This is a genomic window from Methanosarcina baikalica, assembly GCF_031461075.1.
GTDB lineage: Archaea > Halobacteriota > Methanosarcinia > Methanosarcinales > Methanosarcinaceae > Methanosarcina > Methanosarcina baikalica.
On sequence record NZ_JAVKPK010000072.1, the window covers coordinates 1 to 18,053 of the forward strand.

Here is an 18,053-nt window from a genome sequence, read left to right on the forward strand (position 1 = left end):
ATGCATGCAAAGGTACTGTTTTCAGCAATATTGAGGTGGTCAAAAGCCTTGTTGAGAAGACTTACACATCTACAGGACTCAAAGTGTTTTCGACTATAAAGGATAAAGTTTATGCCACGGGAAGAAAAGCAACTGAAAACTTCAAGGAAAAAATGAAAATTGTATTTGATGATTATTTAGGAAAATGGAATTACAGAGCAATTCCACAAGTGAAAAATTGAAGTTATATTTGCAGCATTCCTAAGAGTCTTGAAATGCTAAAGTACTCAGTTATTCTCTTAATGAAATATAGAAATAATGAGTTAACTATATTTAGTTAACAATGCCTGAAAATCTTATAAGCTTTCTGTTTTAGAAATTTTATGACAAAATAGATTATAGTTATAACTAAAGAAATATTTGTAAATATAATATTAATCGTCTTGCCTGAAGTATTATCAAGGTTTATAATTTTTGATCCGTTTTCAATTTTTACAACTTTTCCTAAAATATCTTTTGAATAAACTGGTTTGTCAAAATGCAGGGTTGAGTCACCCTTTACTATAAATTTAGTATTTCCATCATGTTTGGATTTTCGAATCACACGGTGAGCAATTAATCTTTGTCCATCGAAAAATAGAATTATGTCACCTTTAGTAATTTTTGTTAGATTTGCTTTCTTAATAATTATATTACTACCATTTTTAATGAGAGGCTTCATGCTATGTCCCTTTGTAGGAATACGTAAAAAAGTTCCAGTGTTTAAAATTTCTTTATAAAAATCAATAATATCAAGATTTTCCATTAAGCCTCAAAAACTTTATAATACTTTTATCTGGAAGAAAACCAAGATCATAACAAGGAATTTGATTAGTTAATATTTCTGTAAATTTAATTATATCACTCATTTTTGAATGATCCCACATGGGTAAATATGAGTGAGAAATCAATGAAGCTATTGCAGCTTTCTTTTCCTTATATGTTATAATGTTTTCTGTTGAATGAGAAATAAAATAAATTGTATCCAATCGTGTGTAAGTTGGAAGCGCTACTTTCGCACTAGAAAACCAGGGTGTTCCATATATATAAAATATGTCGTTTATATTTCTAATTATTATTCTTTCGTCACACAAAGGAATTACATCGAATTCGTCTTTAAATAGATTACATATCGTGCTTTTTCCTGCACCTGATAATCCGCTAAATAGATAGCCATTTTCCCTTACTTTAATAGCACAACTGTGAACTACTAAAGCTTGATAAGGAACTAGTAAGTAGGATAACAAAGTTGGACACAAGAGATAAATTATTGAGGACACATAATGATTATCTTGAAAATCAAGATAAATATCAACATAGTTTGCATTTTTTTTTAAGACAATTTGAGTAGGTGGTAACATATTATTGGAAATATTTAACCAATATAACTCTTTATCTTTTTCATTAAAATAAATGGTCCAAGGATTTGCATCTAATAATTTTATACCGAAGTTGGTATTCAGAATCTTTCGTTTATAAATGTTAAAAATAAGATCTGGAGAATTGTCTGAAACAAAAGATTTAATGTATTCACTGATTATTAATTGTACACCTCGTTTACATATAAATTCTATAGTAATACCGCTGAGTTCAATTTTTAATCTTCTGTCGGTTAATGGAATACTCATTAACGATAAACCCTTCTATATTTTATAATTAGAAAATTACTGCTATTATGAATCCGTACATCAAAGATCGTTGCTAAAAAGTTAGAACCTTAACTTCGACTAATTAGGGAATAAGTATTGAATATTGGCCCCATATTCCACATCATGAGGTATTTTGCAATTCATTTTATTCACAATGATGCATTCCCTATCATGGAAGCCAAAAAACAAACCAAAGTTCTCATATTAGAGGTTAATGTTATTGGAAATTTATGAGTTGGAGTTACTTATTCCCTATAAACGGCGGAGTTAAGGTTATAATTTACCTTGCACCAAACATCAATTTCTGTACGTTTTCAGCTTCCATTTCTTTATAAATCCAACAAGCAAAAGGATCAGGTGCAAAAAAATTCCCCGAATATTTGTATGCTCTTATTCGACATCTTCCTTCACATTCTTGAAAGAAATCACATGTTACACATTCTTTTAATTCTCCACGTTTAAAATTGATAAATGAGTATTTATTTTCCATAAAAATAGTATTCCAAATGTCAATTAGTGAATTATCGTATACTGATCCTAATGGGAATGTACGAGTACTCTTGGCCATTGTACATGGGTAGATTGTGCCATCATAATTTATTGACAAAACATTTGAAAATATTTTACACTTTTCTGATGAGTTTATTTCCCCATATTTTCTATAAAAGTTTCTAATTATTTTTAGCCCATTTTTTGAAGGAAGTAAATGCTGTGCATTTTCTAATGCAAATCCTGCAGCACCTATATTTAGCAAACTAATATTTTCAACGCCTATACTCCCCAGATATAGAATCAATTCTTCTAAATAAAAAACATTTCGTTTATTCATAGTTACAATGATACCGACATGTATATCGCTATTTATTAATTTTTTTACTATTTGAATTGTTTTGTTAAATGTTCCTGTACCTCTCATCCAATCATGGTCTTCATCGAATCCGTCAATGCTTATAAATATTGTATCTAGATTTTTTATCGAGCGTAATAATATGATATGGTTATCGCTTAAAAGCGTTCCATTTGTTGAAATATTAATCGAAAAATTTAAATTATTTGCTAAATCTAAAATTTCTTCAAAATTTGGATGAGTGAAAAATTCCCCACCAGTAAATTGGACTTTATTTGCACCGCAAGATTTTGCATCTGCCATTACACGTGTTACAACATCTAAGGGCAGTTTATACTCATGATCTTTATCATCCTTTTGATAACAATGTTTACACAACAAGTTACATTCAGAGGTTATCGCTATCTCTACGAAATCTAATTTCATAGCCCACCACATGATTCTCTCGTTTCGCAATTCATTGTCCAAGCAACATTTATTTTTGGGGTTGTATTTTTATCATTAAAGGAATAACTAACTAATTTTGGCTTTTCATATTTTCTGTTATCTACATCAATAATATAGCTTGATACCTCTTTTCCCGTAAATTCTAATTTTATTGCATCGATTTTTTGTAGTTCCTCAAAAAACATTAGGATGTCGGCTTCAGCTTCTTTTTTATCTATTCTATATTTTTCTACGATAAGATCTGTTATTTCAATTAATTTTCTTTTTCCATTGATTAACTCCCAGATAAATGCGCCAGATTCGTTTAATGAATAAATGCAACATAAGTCACCAACATTCTGCTGAATGGGAAATAACAAAACATCTGTATCAACTTTTCTGAAAACAATATCAGGACTTTTATTAATATACTGTTCAATATAATTCATAAAATTTCACATCATTCAATATTTTTGCTTTAGTTTCTTTATTCTAATCACACTTGGTTATATATATACTTATTTAGATAAATGGTTAGGTAATTTAATTATAAAAGATTAATTAAATTTTTCCATTAGAAAACTCTTTTATGTTTGCATTCAATACTATTAAATATTAGCAAAAAATAGTTTTTGCCTTATATGTCTATTTATAAGAATGTTTTGATAATTTACATCATTTGTGTTCTCATGGTTGAGTTTCCAGTACAATGAATGCCTTTAGGGTCCTTAAAAATTGGTCCACTTTTTAAGGAATAATGAGCCTTATTTTCTAGATTAGATATTGCGCCATTGTTCCCCAAATAAAAATACAGATGGAAAATGTTTAATTTTGCATATAAAGAGATATCTGCTTTCAGTTTCCTTTATAAAAGCTTATTAACCCTTTTTAATATTAGATTTCGTAAAAAGGAAAAATGTCATCGAATGCCATAATTACAAATAAATATAGTTTGTCAAAGAATAAAGCTATTGTTATATTCAGTTATCGATTTTAAAGCTTAATTTCGTTTATTATCTTAAAATCTAGGTTTTTATGGTGTATTTTTACTTGGGGAACTCTGATTATGTGTATATTGTCTGAAATAAACATTCTGGAATCTTAGTTTACACACTAACTTTGAAGGACCCTAAATGCCTTGTTATATTCACGTGGCAAGTAGGCTCTAGCCTCACAATATTACAAATGAATCAAAGAAAATATTAGAGGTTGAGTTATTATGGTTCAATTAAGTTTGTCATCTGAAGATAGACTCCTTCTATATTGCTCTAGATTAAATATAAGTAAGGAAATTAAGTATAAAATAGAAAAAATTTTAAATGAATCATTAGATTGGAATTACATTTTAGAATGTTCTGTAAGACAAGGAATTTCGCCGCTATTTTATTGGAACTTGAGCAAAATTGGCAATGGTAAAGACGTACCTTCTGAAGTCATGAAGAGCTTACAGAAAACATATTACAGAAATTTTGCTCGGAATATGCTCCTTTATGATGAGTTAAGTAAGGTTCTCATGGCATTCAGAGGAGCAGGCATTGATACTATAGTCCTGAAGGGGGCTTTCCTAGCAGAGGGGATTTATAAAAATATTGGTTTAAGGCCAATGAACGATATCGATCTACTTGTTAAAGAGAAGGATTTACAAAAAGCTAAGAGAGAACTCACTAAACTAATGTACTTTACTCCAAAAATAATTTTTCCAACGAAATTACATGAACAATTTCAAATGGCATGTTCTAATGAATTGCCGCCATTTGTGCATGAGACCAGAAAAATTTGTATTGAAATTCATTGGGATATTCAACCGCCTCAGAGTTCTTATAAGGTCGATATTAATGAATTTTGGAATAGTGCCAAATCGATCAAAATAGACGATATTGAAGCACTGACATTTGCCCCTGAAGATATATTACAGCATCTTTGTCTTCACTTACATAAACACATTAATTCTAGTAGTGCACCACCCGCTAAACCTCTTCGAGATTATTGTGACATCGCTGAGGTTATTAAGCATTACAAAGAAACAATTAATTGGGAATCTCTTATAAAAAGCTCGAATGATCATAGGATAGAAGAGCCGATTTTTCAGGGTTTATATATTGCTAACAAATATTTTGAGGCTTTTGTACCAGAAAATGTTCTTCAAAGACTTTGTGTTAAATCCACTATTGTTTTTGAGAAAATGTTTAAAATAGTAATTGAGAATAATTTAAACAGAAAAAATCAACTGGATGTAATTTACTATCTCACAAATTTGAAACTAATAAATGGAACTTGTAATAAGGTACGCATTATATTTGGAGATATTTTCCCATCTAAGGAATTCATGATTTATCGTTATTCCATAAAGGATGAAAAACAAGTCTATAAGTATTATTTAATCCGTTTAGGTACAGCTGTTCTATGGGGGTTGGACGCTTTGTGGCAATTTTCTCGTTATTTCTTTAAATCTACTCTCAGCAAGTAACTTATGAAGATTCCCATTTTCCTCTGGCATTTTTTCTTGGAACATTCGGAATTTCCTATGACCTTTTGTTTATAAATGGCTTAATATTTTTCTTTTTGTAACACATTTTAACGCTTAAAACCGCTAGCTGTAGACATTCTCCAAAGTATCTATGTGTTTCTTAGTATTTTTTTGCATTTGCTGGGGGACACTAATCGGTCATAAGTTGCATATTCCTGCATGATATGGAATAGCTGAGTTAAGAAAAGCATAGATGAATTATATTAGGACTTACGCGATTGAACTGAAAAATCAATAGCACTAAACCTTCAAATGTCTAAATATTGAATATGACCACAATGTATATTGTGCTTGATTTTGTACATCAAGTGCGCAAGTCCTAATTAAATTCAAAATACATAGATTACAATAAAATCTCTGCATAACAAAGGTATTTGGTTGGATTTTGTTCTCAAATTTAAAGCCAAAACTGCAAAAATGTAGAGGTATTGCCAGAAAAACCTGTCATAAGAAAAAATGATTTTACAGAAATATCAGCACACTTTAATTAAGAGCCTATACAAAAAGTCAGTAATGAATATGTTGAAAAGTTGCAAGAAGTCTGAATATCCGGGCATCTATTCAGGTTTTGCATATTGCTAAAAGGAAAGTTACGGTAGTTAACAACACTTTTCGTATAGACTCATAAATAAGCAAAAATATCTGGCTATTCAGTTCAAATTAGTTGGGATTCGTTATTCAGAGGATTTCTATAGAGCCGTATTCTTGTATTTCCTAAGAGCTGATTGTGAAGTAAAAATTGAAAATAAATAATATTAACACTTTGGATCGTCTATCATTAAATGGTTGTTAAGAGTATTCTGAAAAATAAAATCAACCAGGTAACTGTGGGCGACCGAGTTTTGGGATGACTCCATAAAATATGCGAACTGATTAAATAAAATTCAATTCAATCGCTGTATTTTTATAATATTATTTACATAATATTAATTGGTTCATGAGGGAGTAATCTGTGGAGTGAATCAGGACAGCCTAAAATCTGATCCCGTAATATACTTCATTAACATGTATCTGTAAAATGGAGCAAATTCAGGACAGCTTGAAATCTGATCCCGTAATATACTTCATTCGTGCAGGTCAAACCTTGTGAACCACCTTACAACCGACTTTTTTACTCGACCTTCAAGTCTGTAGTACTTTTTTCTCATTTTTTACTTCTTTTCCCTACCTTTTTGGCTTTCTTCTTTTCTTCTGTCTTTGCCGGGCTGTAATCGTTAAAGCCTTCGGGCATATACCCAGACCTAAAATTGCCACCTTCAAGGGCAAATATAGAATCATTTAGAGGCGTTTTTCAATACACGTTTTCTCCAAAGTGCAAGTAAGTATAAAAAAGCTTGAAAAATAGTAATAATAATTTGGACTATTAAAAGTTTCTAAATGGACTCGGCGGGATTTGAACCCGCGGCCTTTACGTTGCGAACGTAACGATCTACCCCTGATCTACGAGCCCTTTTAAAGAAGAGAGAATAGTGAAAAGATGAGTTTTCCGGACGCATTGTCCGGTTCTCTTCTCTTTCTTAAATGCGGTAGAGTTCCAGGATCTGGATGTTTTCGACGCCCGGAACTTTTGCGAATGCTTCTTCTACGGCTTCGGTTCCGCCTTCCTCGTCGTTAACGATTAACGTAACAATCAGTGCCTTTAATCCGAAAGCGATAGGTTCTTCGATAATGTCTCCGTAAAGGTCGGTCCCTGCCGGGATTACACCTTTAAGTTTCTCTTTTAGTTCTACAAGGTCAGTGTCAATGCTTTCCGGCATAATTTTCATTTTCGCTGCGACTTCTCCCATTCTGATTCCTCTTATATTTATATCTGATCCTGTTGTTCTGGATTTCACGTTACTTGTTTCATGTGATGCGAGACTTTGCCTTAATTCAGGGAGCCTTGTATCCGCACTTGGGGCAGGTGTATACGTTACCCTGCTGCCTGCAGCTTGTGCATCTTCCGATCTCTTCTCCGCACTGTGGGCAGGGAAACTTTACATAGCCCTTTTCCACGAGGCGAATTCCGCATGAAGTACAGTATTCAACTTTTTGTGATGACATTTTTTTTCTCCTTAAAAGTTATTCCGCATAGTAGATTTGTAAAGTGTTGCCGGTGAATCGGGTGCCTTTCTTAAGCATCGATTTTCTGCTTTTACTGGCACCTTTATTAACATTAGCAGATATAATTAACTGAATTTAAATAATGCTTTTTGAATACGCTTTGCTTCTCCCCTAGTCATATACGATATACGATTTAAATATTCCCCTTTACTACAGTACCAAGTACAGGCTTCCCATACACTGCCCGAACCACCCTTTCCGGACATTTCCCGTTTACAATTAAGCATTCCACTCCGTTTTTAAGGAGGAATTCCGGCAGGGCAGCGTCGATGCAGCTTACGCAGCTTCCTGTGAAACTGGCAGCAGAGATTTCCCGGACCAATTTTTCGTCCCTGAATATTCCGTCCACATCCGTAGCCTTTATAAACACTGCCCCGATCTGTTTTGCAATCCAGGCTGCAATAGTGTCAGAAGTCACATCCCAGATATGAGGCAGAGGGTCTTCGTTTTTCAGGAGCCTGTAGGGAAACAGGATAGAGATTCCCTGATGCAGGTCTTTTATCGAATCTGTAGCTATTGCGCTGCTTTTATCCTGGAGGTAGCAGGCATACTGCTCCATACCAAGTATGGCCATCCAGTGGGCTGCGTCGGCACCGAGAGAAAACCTCTCGTCAGCTTCCCTTGCAGCATCAGCAAACAATCCTCCTCCAGGTACAATGAGAATGGAACAGGGCAGTCTTGCGGATATATGCTCTCCATCTGCAGCCATAAGGCTTCCGGAGCCAAATTCTTTTACTAGCCTGCCCAAAAGTTCGGGAGCTTCCTTGATGAGGCTCCCCCCTATTTTGACTACCACTCTCATAATCTTCCTTTCAGAGTTTTTATTCACAGGTGCTTTCGCGTTCTATTCAGTTGCATCGAAACCTGGAATTTCAGGCATCCAGCAGTCTGGCAGCAGCATATGCCGGGAAGACCTTTGAAATTTCCTCTCCCCAGTGCCCGGAAACCGAGATGCATTCGAAACCAAGCCTTTCTGAAGCTTCTTTAATCATAAATTCTCCCAATCCTGCTGCTGCGATTCTCTCAAGCCCGTTTCTTTGCGCGACCTCGGAAATAGCTTCAGCCAGGGCAGAGATCTGTTTTTCTTTTACCTGGCCTGCTATTTCGTATACATCTTCTTCTCTTATTTCGGAAAGGTCCGCACAGACCAATCTCGAAATCCTGCGCATAGCATCTTTTTTGCTCCTGCCTGCTCCATCGGCAGTTTCACACGTATACATTTTTTCATCAATTTCCCCAAGCAGGAGATAAGCATCTGCAGTTGTTGCAAAAAGCTCTGAAGCGGTCCTACACCAACCCCTTTCAAGTTTTACTTTTTCGAGAAGTGTGGCAAGGTTTGTCCTTAGCGTACCTGCATATATAAGTTCACTCCTGACCAATCTTTCAAAGTCAGTAAGTCCTGCTCTGTGCTCCCCGGAAATAATAGGGATAATGTCGCTTGTGGTACTGCCCACATCCACAAAGATGCAGTCCCTGAGTTCTGTTCCTATTAGCCTGGCTGAAGCCGCCCAGTTGGCAGCAGCAAGTTCCCTTAGACTATTAGCTTCGCTCTGAAACCTGCCCATGCTGTTTATGTACGAGGCTTTTGAAGGACCAAAAGCGGAATCAACAGCTACCTTTATAAAACGGATGCCCTGTTCCTTGTCTTCAAAACAGTCCGCAAGTTCGCCTGTCATAACAATGGCGACTTTTTCGGGCTGAAGCCTCTGTGCGATTTCCTTCAAGACCTCCGGAAGTCGGGTATTTTTCCAGAGAGGCAAATAGTGCAGTTCCACAATCGTTCCGTCCGAGGAGGCAACTTTGGTATTCGCTCCTCCAATATCAAGCCCGATAACTTTCGAATCCATTTTTGATCCCTTTTTCCAATCTTTTTTTCAGCTTTCCTTATATTCTTCACTCCACTGGTTTTTCAGCCTGTCCGAAAAGCTCGCCAAGAACATCCTTTAAAAAGAAGGATGAAGGGCGAATATTTTCAACATATTGCCAGCGTTTTTCATGCATGGATAACTCGAAAATCTAGGATTTCCTGCGAAAATGTAGGGATAAAGATAAGCTGAAACCGCGCACAATTGTTAATACCGTCCAGGTATTGGAGCCATTCATTGAATTTCTCGGGGACAGGCAATTATCGGAAGATATAGTTTATGACTATATAGAGACACTGGATGAGCGCACGTTCAAGCAACAGGGGAAGGAAAAGACATATGCACCCAGCACAAGATATTTTATAGAAACAACTCTAAAAATTTATTGCACCTCATCCACCCAAATTGAAAAACAGGTTCAAATACTCCTCAATCAGAAGGCTATAGAAACGCCAGGGAATAAAAAAGTGTGGTGAAAATTTTTGTAATCCCTGGAATGCCTATTATCAGGATCATGTTTTTTACTCTGAAAACGTTGATATATAAAGTGAACACATGTTAAATATGTTCAAGCACCTAGAAATTTAGTCACGTGGGGTAGTTAGTAGTTTGTCGTCAATGCCGATTGGTATTGGACTCGTCACCCTGGAGCCAATCGGCATACAACTCTTTTCAGGATTGTTTGTGCTTAAAAACTATCTGATAAAACTGTCTGATAATAGTTTCCACTTTATGAATCCACATGGTCAAAAGCTTATCAATCAGAAGTCTATAGAAGCACATGGAAATAAAAATCCTTGTATGAGTTGTGGTGAGGTCTTAGATGCCACATATTAAAATCATCATTGTGTTCAATTATCATTCTTATTTAAGGTCATATTACCCTGACAACACCTATTAAAAACAGTATCAAGTTCAGTTATCTCCTTGGTCCAGGGGGTATATGACGCACATTCAGTGTTACAGCCCCCCATAACCAGAAGTCCAAAAGTGCACCTATCAATCTGGATATGCTCAGGTTCCCTGCGATCGTTATGTACAGGCTCGTACCAATATTTATGATAAATACAACCATCCTTTATGAGACTTATTCTTTTTTGGGTTTTTGATTGATTGCAGTCATTAAATGTGGAAAATAATAATAAAGTTTGATAGTTCCAAAAGATATTAAAAAGTATATCCTTTATAGTCATTGTATACCCCCTTTAATCTAATGGATTTAAACATATAAAAAAATTATTGTATGTAGTCACGTAGAAAGATACGTGTATTTATATCCCAACTGAGAACATTATCACGTGCCTTTTATTTAATTTCCCCTAAAGCAATATTTTTATTACGCTTGCCTCGGCCTGCTCGAAGTATGTTCCAAATATGATCAGGTATTATATTTTTGGATAGAAACAACAGAAGAAGGAGAAAAAGACAAGAGAACATGGAAGGGATAAATTGTTTAAGCGCTCTCAAAAACTGATAACTGTTTAATGCCTTAAAAAAACTGTTCATAGTTTGCATTACATCATCCGGAAGCTCCGCAAACTAAAGAGATAGTAAAAAACTGGAAAAACTTTTTTTAGTTAGGTGATTATTACTCTGATTATAAACTCTATTTTCTGACTATTGATTCCATAAAACCCTTCATATTCTATATTATAAACTGCATTATTATAAAATTCTATATTAGTGAAAATCTTTACCCTGAGGCCATTAACCAAAGAATCATAAAAAACACAGTTATACACACTAATAGAATCGCAATTGATACAATGAATGCAATTGTAATACCCTTTCCCATGCGGTTTGGCTCCGTTTCCATCACCATTTGAATTAATCTCCAAATTTCTAATTGTATATTATAAACTCCAATTCCTTATATTAATGGTTTTCATGCAGACCATCCTGATATGATTTAGAATTGTAATTATCCAAGTATTTATTTGTTACATGAAAGTATTTGTACAAAACAATGTACAAAACAATGTACAAAACAAATTGGTTGGTATTTGTAAAAAAACGTACAGAAAAAGAGTCATGAAGATCAAAGAGAAATACAAACTCAGAAAATCCAGCGACCCTTACATTAACCATGTCGATAAAGAGAATCTCGATGCTTTCGGAATGTCCTTCGGAGGTGCTACCGCATTAAACCTGACACATGCATCTGACTTAGAGCCTATCCGAAAAATCGGTAATACATGTTGAACAGTCACAGTAGTTCTATAATATCGGAGTATCCATTCCGGTTTTGCATATTGTCTATTGTGAAAGTTACAGCAGGTACCCACTTTTCGGATAGGCTCTTAATCGAGGCTAGCGCTTATCTTGAGGGTTTCTTTTATAGCTCTATGTGGCAGCTCTCACATGAAAAATAGGGCCAGTGCCCTACATCACACATTGTTATCTTCTTTTATACCATTTATCAATTTTTCTAAATAGTTAAGACTCACAACTTTAAAGTATTCTCCTTTAAATAATCCTTTGAAAAGCAGTATTCTCCCTCAATGTGCACCGAATCCGACAGTTCTCCGAATTTGTTTTTCAAAAGGAGACCTCCAATTTCCTCCCGCATAACGTGGCTGATCCCAAAAAGTGAGGCAGTGGGTCTGGGGTTTACATCAACTACATAAGGAACGTCGGCAAGTACGATATCTACGCCCACATACCCAAAACAATTCAGACTTTTCACTGTGGAGATTGCAGCCTCATAGAGTTCTTCTCTTCTGGGAGTCTGGTAAGGAGTAAGGCTGCCGTTGTATTTTATGCCGTAAATCCCTACTTTTCCATTTTCTCCGGTTTCTCCTTCTTTTTCGCCAAACTCTATGAACTGGCGGTTTACAGTGAGAGGAAGCGGCTTTTTTCCTGCAATGAGGCTTACGCTCAGGTGCTTTCCCTCAATATATTCGCTTGCAATGAATTCTTCGTTGTTCTCGAACTCCGTGACAAGGTATGTTGCCTCAGCTCCGCAGCCGAATCTGGGTTTTGTAACGTACTTTTTGCCTTCTTCAGCTTTTTTCGCGATCTCAGGAACCTTGATACCGGCTTTCTTTAGGATTTCCGTACATAGTAGCTTATCCGCGCAGCAAGCTGTCGATTCAGGCGAACATCCAAGGTTTAAAGTGTTTTCTTCAAGGATTCTGTTGAGTTCGGGAAGCATCCGGTCAGGGGCAATAACCAGTCCAGCATCACATTCCTGTGCTTTTTGCTCGATTACCTGCCTGAAGTCTTCTGCCGTCGATTTGAGGGCCGTGCCTGCACATATTTCCGTGCTCGCCGACGGGTAATACACTTCATGCCCCAGATGGACAAAGCTTTCTGCGAGGGTTTTTAACATAGCCGCTCCCTCGGGGATCAGGGACTTTTCACTGTCCGTGCCGACAGCGAATTCTGCAATCAGGATTTTCATTAGAAATGAAAAACTCGGTCATTTATATATCACTTTTTGTCTGTAAGAATTAAGAGCAAAAAGCCAACAAAAGGGAAAATCTCTAATGTAAAGGCTGAAAAAAGTGAAGGATTATGAATTAAGTTAGTATAATGAATTAAGTTAGTATAATGAATTAAGTTAGTATAGATGTAAAAAAAGTGAAGGATTATGAATTAAGTTAGTATAGATGTAAAAGTTTATATAAATTATATAGATTATATCATAAAAATTAGACATTGTAAAATATACAGGTGCCTGGTACTATTGAATCGCAAAAATTCTAATTCTCAGTCGGTCTTTGAGAACCCGTTTGTAAAAACCCTTTCTGTCGCAGTTTTCATGGGTATATTCCTGGTTGACATGGGACTCGGGCTCTTTCAGATTTTTTCCACAAAAACAAGTCCATTGCCTTCCTCACTCGTACTTTTGATCTTTGCAGTGACGTTTATCGCAGGAATGGTTTTTTACGAAAGGAATGGATTGGATACGTTCAGTTCTCTTTTTGGGGGAGCTCTTGCAGGTTTCGGTTTTTCCTTCGTGTTTGTCTCTCTCGTAGGAGGCGTGCAATTTGCGTTAGGAGGAGGAATTTCGGCTCTCGGCTGGGGGCAGGTGATTTCTGCAGTTGCGGGATCCATGATCGTAAGCATTATAATGCTTAAAGTACTCTTCTATAAACTTCAAAACCACTTTTACTGATTTTTCTTCTTTATTTTATTTCCTGAAGCATATGTACCCCAGTTTTCAGAAAAGTATTTATAGAATTACAAACAATCACAGGTCAGGACGAGCGTAACCGTTATAAATAATTGATGGGGATCGATTAATGAAGATATTTAATAAAGAGGAAAATTCGGATTCTAAAGAAGATATCCAGACTGGGGCTGAAAACCCTGAATCCAAGAATTCTGGTTCTTCGGCGGAAAAGGTTAATGAAGCACGGGAAAGTTCCGAAAAGGCTTCTGTCAGTCAGGAGGCTGAGAAAAGCATTGAAACCATCTGCCAGGAAGAAAACCAGATTCTCAAGGACCAGCTTTTCCGGCTTGCAGCAGACTTTGACAATTTCCGAAAACGGGCCGCCCGCCAGATGGAGGATAATCGAAAAGTCGTTCTTGAGCAGGTGCTTCTTGACTTTGTTGAAGTCACGGACAATTTCGACCGCGCCCTTAAATCTGCAAAGACTGCAGAGGATATGAGTTCGATCGTCAGCGGAATAGAGCAGCTTTCAAGGCAGTTTTTTTCAATCTTCGAAAAGTACGGGCTTGAGAAGATCAAGAGCGAAAAAGCCAGTGAATTTGACCCTCACAGGCACGAGGCAGTTCAACATATCGAGACCTCTGAAGTCCCGGATAATACTATATTAGAGGTTTATAAACCCGGATATGCCCTTAACTCGAAAGTTATCAGACCCGCTATGGTTTCAGTTGCCAGAAGCCCTGATGAAGCAGAGAAATAAAGGAGACAAAAATCCGGAAAGATTTAGTAAGTTATCATGTGAAGAATGCTTTGCTGAAAAAACAGCCTTATTGCCTTATTAAGTATTTATTTCATACCAAATCTAAGTTTACTACACTTAAATTAACACAAAATCACTATACATTAAATGCAGATAAAAATTTAAAAACGCTTATTCAGGTATAACTTAACTCCTGAATTTAACTTAAAAACTTTACCAGATAATTTAATTAAATAATTTATCTTAATAAAAATACTTTGATTGAATGGTTTAACTAAGTAATAATGAGGAATAACATGGCAAAAATACTGGGTATTGACCTTGGTACTACCAATTCATGCATGGCAGTGATGGAAGGCGGGGAAGCTGTCGTGATCCCTAACGCAGAAGGCGCAAGGACAACTCCTTCCGTGGTCGGATTTTCCAAGAAAGGGGAGAAACTTGTAGGTCAGGTTGCAAAGAGACAGGCCGTTTCAAATCCTGAAAACACTGTCTATTCTATTAAAAGACATATGGGAGACGTCAATTATAAGGTAACCCTGCAGGGAAAACAATATAAACCGCAGGAAATCTCCGCAATGATTCTCCAGAAGCTTAAATCCGATGCAGAAGCTTATCTCGGAGATGAAATCAAGCAGGCTGTTATCACGGTCCCTGCATATTTCAATGATGCCCAGAGGCAGTCCACAAAGGATGCAGGGTCAATCGCAGGTCTTGAAGTTCTGAGAATCATCAACGAGCCGACTGCCGCATCCCTGGCTTACGGGCTCGACAAAGTAGATGTGGAACAAACAATTCTTGTCTACGACCTCGGTGGCGGAACTTTTGACGTGTCCATTCTTGAACTCGGCGGGGGAGTCTTTGAGGTGAAGTCTACTAGTGGTGATACTCACCTCGGAGGAGATGACTTCGACCAGCGCATTGTCAATTACTTGCTTGCCGAATTCAGGAAAATAGAAGGAATTGACCTTTCCAAAGACCGGTCTGTACTCCAGCGCTTAACCGACGCTGCCGAAAAAGCCAAGATCGAACTATCTGGAGTTGCAAGTACCAACGTCAACCTTCCCTTCCTCACAGTTGGCCCTGAAGGAGAGCCCAAACACCTTGATATTGACCTGACCAGAGCCCAGTTCCAGAAGATGACTGAGGACCTTCTTGAAAAAACCCTTGTATCGATGCGCCGGGCTCTCAGCGATGCAAAGCTCACACCAAATGATCTCGATAAAGTGATTTTGGTAGGAGGCGCCACAAGGATGCCTGCAGTAGTCGAGCTTGTGGAGAACTTTACAGGAAAGAAACCGTATAAGAACATCAATCCTGATGAAGCCGTTGCCGTCGGGGCAGCCATTCAGGCCGGTGTGCTCGGGGGCGAAGTTAAGGATGTACTGCTGCTTGACGTAAATCCTCTTACTCTCGGGATCGAAACTCTCGGTGGCATAGCGACTCCGTTGATTCAGAGAAACACAACAATTCCCACAAAGAAAAGCCAGGTCTTCTCAACTGCAGCTGATAGCCAGCCCTCAGTAGAGATTCATGTCCTTCAGGGAGAAAGGGGAATCGCTTCCGAAAACAAAACTCTCGGCCGTTTCATTCTGGACGGAATTCCGCCAGCCCCAAGAGGCATCCCGCAGATTGAGGTCACCTTTGATATCGATGCAAACGGGATCCTGCATGTAAGTGCAAAGGACCTCGGGACCGGCAAGAAACAGTCCATTTCTATTCAGAAGCCAGGTGGGCTCTCGGACGCTGAAATAGAACGTATGGTTAAAGACGCGGAATTGCATGCCGAAGAAGATAAGAAGCGCAAGGAAGACGTAGAGAACAGGAACAATGCCGAAGCCCTTATTAATGCTACGGAAAAGACTTTGAAGGATGCCGGAGATGTGGCCACTGAAGACCAGAAGTCAAAGGTGAATGCCGCAGTCGAGGACCTTAAGAAAGAGCTTGAAGGCAAGGACAGCGAGGCCATAAAAACGAAGACCGAAGCTCTCCAGGAAGCCGTATACCCGATTTCCACTGCTATCTACCAGAAAGCTCAGGAACAGGCTCAACAGGCTGCCGAAGCAGGAAGTACTGACGCAAAAGGTCCTGATGAGACAGTCGTTGACGCCGACTACGAGGTAGTTGACGACGAAAAGCGTAAATAAATAAAGAGAAATTAACAGTAATGAGACAGGTCTGGAGATTCGCAGGCCTGACCGGAACCTGGTTGCAGGCTCCGGCCCTTTAATCTTTTTTAAAACAACAGGGAATCCTGATGGCTACAACACGTGATTACTATGAAATTCTCGGATTGTCTAAAGACACCTCGGCCGAGGATATAAAGAAGACATATCGGAAACTTGCACTGCAGTACCATCCTGACAGGAACAAGGAAGCTGGGGCTGAGGAAAAGTTTAAGGAAGTATCCGAGGCTTATGCCGTTCTTTCAGATCCTGAAAAACGAGCCCAGTACGACCGCCTGGGACACGCCGGAATCGATGGGCAATACAGCGCAGAAGATATCTTCCGGGGTGCGGACTTCGGCGGTTACGGGGACATTTTCGAAATGTTTTTCGGAGGGGGCAGAAGGGGTCCTGTGGGGCCGAGGAGAGGGTCCGACCTCCAGTACGATCTTTATATCACCTTTGAGGAAGCAGCTTTTGGCGTCCGCAAAGATATCGATATCCACAGGACTGAAAGATGTTCAGCCTGTTCCGGAACCGGAGCCAAAGAGGGAACAACTCCCAAGAGATGTCCCACATGCGGCGGTACAGGACAGGTTCGCACGACTCGCTCCGGATTGGGTATGCAATTTGTGAGCACTACCACCTGCAGTACCTGTCACGGCAGGGGCCAGATTATTGAGTCGCCCTGTCCTGTCTGTAATGGGGCAGGCAGAGTTCAAAACCGGAGAAAGATAACAGTAAACGTGCCTGGAGGAGCGGATTCGGGCATGACCCTGAGGCTCACCGGAGAGGGCGATTCAGGAGAGCCGGGCGCGCCGGCTGGAGACCTGTATGTAGTTCTTCATGTGATGGAACATAAATATTTCAAACGGGTCGACTACGATGTAATCTCTGAACTTCCAATCTCATTTACGCAAGCTGCACTTGGGGCTGATGTGATGGTTGATACCCTCTATGGTAAGGTTAAAATGAACATCCCTGCGGGAACTCAGACCCATTCCGTATTCAGGCTTAAAGACAAGGGAATTCAGCACCTTCATGGGCACAGAAAAGGTGACCAGCTCATAAGGGCCATAATTAAAACTCCGACAAAGCTTAATCAGGAACAAAAAGAGCTGCTCCGTGAGTTCGAATACCTGAGCGGCGGCAAGAAGTCCGAAAAGGATGAAAAGGATAGGAATGAGAAGTCCAGGAAAAGCAAGGGGCTTTTTGAAAAAGTAAAGGACGCATTCGAGAGTTAAAAACAGCTTTTAGCTCAATTTTCGTCTTTTCTTTAATACATTTTTCAGGAAAATATTTCTTATAGAACTCGTCCCAAAAATCAAAATTTGCTTCTTAAGCCTTGTATTTCGAATAATCATGATCATGAAAAGAATTCTGAAAACTCTTAATAATTAAGAATAAAATGGTTTTTTTGAATAGGCTCAATAAGTAAAACTCTTTATACGTATTGGGTATGAGAAAAAGATGTTACCTCGTAAAGGTTCTACTTTTGATCCTTTCTACTTTTGATCCTTTCTACTTTTGATCCTTTCTACTTTTGATCCTTTCTACTTTTGATCCTTTCTACTTT

General features: G+C 37.9%; 17 protein-coding genes, 1 tRNA gene and 1 pseudogene. 9 read left to right on the top strand and 10 right to left on the bottom strand.

Features of this window, described 5'->3' with window-relative positions; genetic code table 11:
• Nucleotides 1-221, top strand: a 221-nt coding sequence (locus tag RG963_RS13895) for an ISAzo13-like element transposase-related protein (RefSeq protein WP_449566838.1), incomplete at its 5' end; no start/stop codon positions are given.
• Between the two features lie 21 nt (nt 222-242).
• Nucleotides 243-320, top strand: a pseudogene (locus tag RG963_RS13900) (IS1 family transposase); the annotation flags it as partial.
• Here RG963_RS13900 and RG963_RS13905 read toward each other — a convergent pair.
• The 4 genes from RG963_RS13905 to RG963_RS13920 all read right to left on the bottom strand — a co-directional run bounded on the left by RG963_RS13905 (nt 317) and on the right by RG963_RS13920 (nt 3,389).
• Nucleotides 317-784 (bottom strand): signal peptidase I, encoded by a 468-nt coding sequence (locus RG963_RS13905; RefSeq protein WP_310576880.1) that lies wholly within the window; start codon nt 782-784, stop codon nt 317-319. The pseudogene RG963_RS13900 and the gene RG963_RS13905 overlap by 4 nt on opposite strands.
• Nucleotides 771-1,646 carry a hypothetical protein gene (locus RG963_RS13910; protein WP_310576881.1) on the bottom strand — a complete coding sequence of 292 codons (876 nt, stop codon included), beginning with the start codon at nt 1,644-1,646 and terminating at the stop codon, nt 771-773. Before RG963_RS13910 ends, RG963_RS13905 begins: the two co-directional genes overlap by 14 nt.
• 301 nt (nt 1,647-1,947) lie before the next feature.
• A complete protein-coding gene (locus RG963_RS13915; protein ID WP_310576882.1) occupies nt 1,948-2,940 on the bottom strand; it encodes a radical SAM/SPASM domain-containing protein in 993 nt (330 codons plus the stop codon).
• Nucleotides 2,937-3,389, bottom strand: coding sequence for a PqqD family protein (locus RG963_RS13920; protein WP_310576883.1), 453 nt, complete (start codon nt 3,387-3,389; stop codon nt 2,937-2,939). Before RG963_RS13920 ends, RG963_RS13915 begins: the two co-directional genes overlap by 4 nt.
• A gap of 770 nt (nt 3,390-4,159) precedes the next feature.
• Here RG963_RS13920 and RG963_RS13925 point away from each other — a divergent pair.
• Nucleotides 4,160-5,407, top strand: coding sequence for a nucleotidyltransferase domain-containing protein (locus RG963_RS13925; protein WP_310576884.1), 1,248 nt, complete (start codon nt 4,160-4,162; stop codon nt 5,405-5,407).
• 1,438 nt (nt 5,408-6,845) lie between these two features.
• Here the strand turns inward: RG963_RS13925 and RG963_RS13930 are convergent.
• The 5 genes from RG963_RS13930 to RG963_RS13950 form a co-directional block, all read right to left on the bottom strand.
• Nucleotides 6,846-6,917: transfer RNA gene (locus RG963_RS13930), tRNA-Ala, on the bottom strand.
• Between the two features lie 67 nt (nt 6,918-6,984).
• Nucleotides 6,985-7,254, bottom strand: coding sequence for an elongation factor 1-beta (locus tag RG963_RS13935; RefSeq protein WP_310576885.1), 270 nt, complete (start codon nt 7,252-7,254; stop codon nt 6,985-6,987).
• An 85-nt stretch (nt 7,255-7,339) separates the two neighbouring features.
• Nucleotides 7,340-7,510, bottom strand: a complete 171-nt coding sequence (locus RG963_RS13940; protein ID WP_310576886.1) for a zinc finger domain-containing protein — start codon at nt 7,508-7,510, stop codon at nt 7,340-7,342.
• A gap of 193 nt (nt 7,511-7,703) precedes the next feature.
• The gene (locus RG963_RS13945) at nt 7,704-8,372 is read right to left on the bottom strand and encodes an amino acid kinase family protein (protein WP_310576887.1); all 669 of its coding nucleotides are present in this window, start codon (nt 8,370-8,372) and stop codon (nt 7,704-7,706) included.
• Between the two features lie 70 nt (nt 8,373-8,442).
• Nucleotides 8,443-9,417 (bottom strand): hydantoinase/oxoprolinase family protein, encoded by a 975-nt coding sequence (locus RG963_RS13950; protein WP_310576888.1) that lies wholly within the window; start codon nt 9,415-9,417, stop codon nt 8,443-8,445.
• 627 nt (nt 9,418-10,044) lie between these two features.
• Between RG963_RS13950 and RG963_RS13955 the strand changes: the two genes are divergently transcribed.
• Nucleotides 10,045-10,272: a hypothetical protein gene (locus RG963_RS13955; protein ID WP_310576889.1), complete on the top strand. Its 228-nt coding sequence runs from the start codon at nt 10,045-10,047 to the stop codon at nt 10,270-10,272.
• A 1,194-nt stretch (nt 10,273-11,466) separates the two neighbouring features.
• Nucleotides 11,467-11,637: a hypothetical protein gene (locus RG963_RS13960; protein WP_310576890.1), complete on the top strand. Its 171-nt coding sequence runs from the start codon at nt 11,467-11,469 to the stop codon at nt 11,635-11,637.
• A 241-nt stretch (nt 11,638-11,878) separates the two neighbouring features.
• Here the strand turns inward: RG963_RS13960 and RG963_RS13965 are convergent, their stop codons facing one another.
• Nucleotides 11,879-12,838, bottom strand: a complete 960-nt coding sequence (locus RG963_RS13965; protein ID WP_310576891.1) for an ATP-grasp domain-containing protein — start codon at nt 12,836-12,838, stop codon at nt 11,879-11,881.
• 285 nt (nt 12,839-13,123) lie between these two features.
• On the opposite strand from RG963_RS13965, the gene RG963_RS13970 reads away from it, so the two are divergent.
• The 4 genes from RG963_RS13970 (at nt 13,124) to dnaJ (ending at nt 17,721) form a co-directional block, all read left to right on the top strand.
• Entirely contained in the window at nt 13,124-13,555 is a 432-nt protein-coding gene (locus RG963_RS13970; protein WP_310576892.1) for a heat-shock protein, read from the top strand.
• 127 nt (nt 13,556-13,682) lie between these two features.
• Nucleotides 13,683-14,312: a nucleotide exchange factor GrpE gene (gene grpE / locus RG963_RS13975; protein ID WP_310576893.1), complete on the top strand. Its 630-nt coding sequence runs from the start codon at nt 13,683-13,685 to the stop codon at nt 14,310-14,312.
• A gap of 296 nt (nt 14,313-14,608) precedes the next feature.
• Entirely contained in the window at nt 14,609-16,459 is a 1,851-nt protein-coding gene (dnaK, locus tag RG963_RS13980; RefSeq protein WP_310576894.1) for a molecular chaperone DnaK, read from the top strand.
• A 110-nt stretch (nt 16,460-16,569) separates the two neighbouring features.
• Nucleotides 16,570-17,721, top strand: a complete 1,152-nt coding sequence (dnaJ, locus tag RG963_RS13985; RefSeq protein WP_310576895.1) for a molecular chaperone DnaJ — start codon at nt 16,570-16,572, stop codon at nt 17,719-17,721.
• The last annotated feature ends 332 nt before the right edge of the window (nt 17,722-18,053 follow it).

Excerpts from the sequence above, each read along its gene's own strand:
- RG963_RS13905 (WP_310576880.1), bottom strand. The coding sequence starts at position 784 with ATGGAAAATCTTGATATTATTGATTTTTATAAAGAAATTTTAAACACT.
- RG963_RS13910 (WP_310576881.1), bottom strand. The coding sequence starts at position 1,646 with ATGAGTATTCCATTAACCGACAGAAGATTAAAAATTGAACTCAGCGGT.
- RG963_RS13915 (WP_310576882.1), bottom strand. The coding sequence starts at position 2,940 with ATGAAATTAGATTTCGTAGAGATAGCGATAACCTCTGAATGTAACTTG.
- RG963_RS13920 (WP_310576883.1), bottom strand. The coding sequence starts at position 3,389 with ATGAATTATATTGAACAGTATATTAATAAAAGTCCTGATATTGTTTTC.
- RG963_RS13925 (WP_310576884.1), top strand. The coding sequence starts at position 4,160 with ATGGTTCAATTAAGTTTGTCATCTGAAGATAGACTCCTTCTATATTGC.
- RG963_RS13935 (WP_310576885.1), bottom strand. The coding sequence starts at position 7,254 with ATGGGAGAAGTCGCAGCGAAAATGAAAATTATGCCGGAAAGCATTGAC.
- RG963_RS13940 (WP_310576886.1), bottom strand. The coding sequence starts at position 7,510 with ATGTCATCACAAAAAGTTGAATACTGTACTTCATGCGGAATTCGCCTC.
- RG963_RS13945 (WP_310576887.1), bottom strand. The coding sequence starts at position 8,372 with ATGAGAGTGGTAGTCAAAATAGGGGGGAGCCTCATCAAGGAAGCTCCC.
- RG963_RS13950 (WP_310576888.1), bottom strand. The coding sequence starts at position 9,417 with ATGGATTCGAAAGTTATCGGGCTTGATATTGGAGGAGCGAATACCAAA.
- RG963_RS13960 (WP_310576890.1), top strand. The coding sequence starts at position 11,467 with ATGAAGATCAAAGAGAAATACAAACTCAGAAAATCCAGCGACCCTTAC.
- RG963_RS13965 (WP_310576891.1), bottom strand. The coding sequence starts at position 12,838 with ATGAAAATCCTGATTGCAGAATTCGCTGTCGGCACGGACAGTGAAAAG.
- grpE (WP_310576893.1), top strand. The coding sequence starts at position 13,683 with ATGAAGATATTTAATAAAGAGGAAAATTCGGATTCTAAAGAAGATATC.
- dnaK (WP_310576894.1), top strand. The coding sequence starts at position 14,609 with ATGGCAAAAATACTGGGTATTGACCTTGGTACTACCAATTCATGCATG.
- dnaJ (WP_310576895.1), top strand. The coding sequence starts at position 16,570 with ATGGCTACAACACGTGATTACTATGAAATTCTCGGATTGTCTAAAGAC.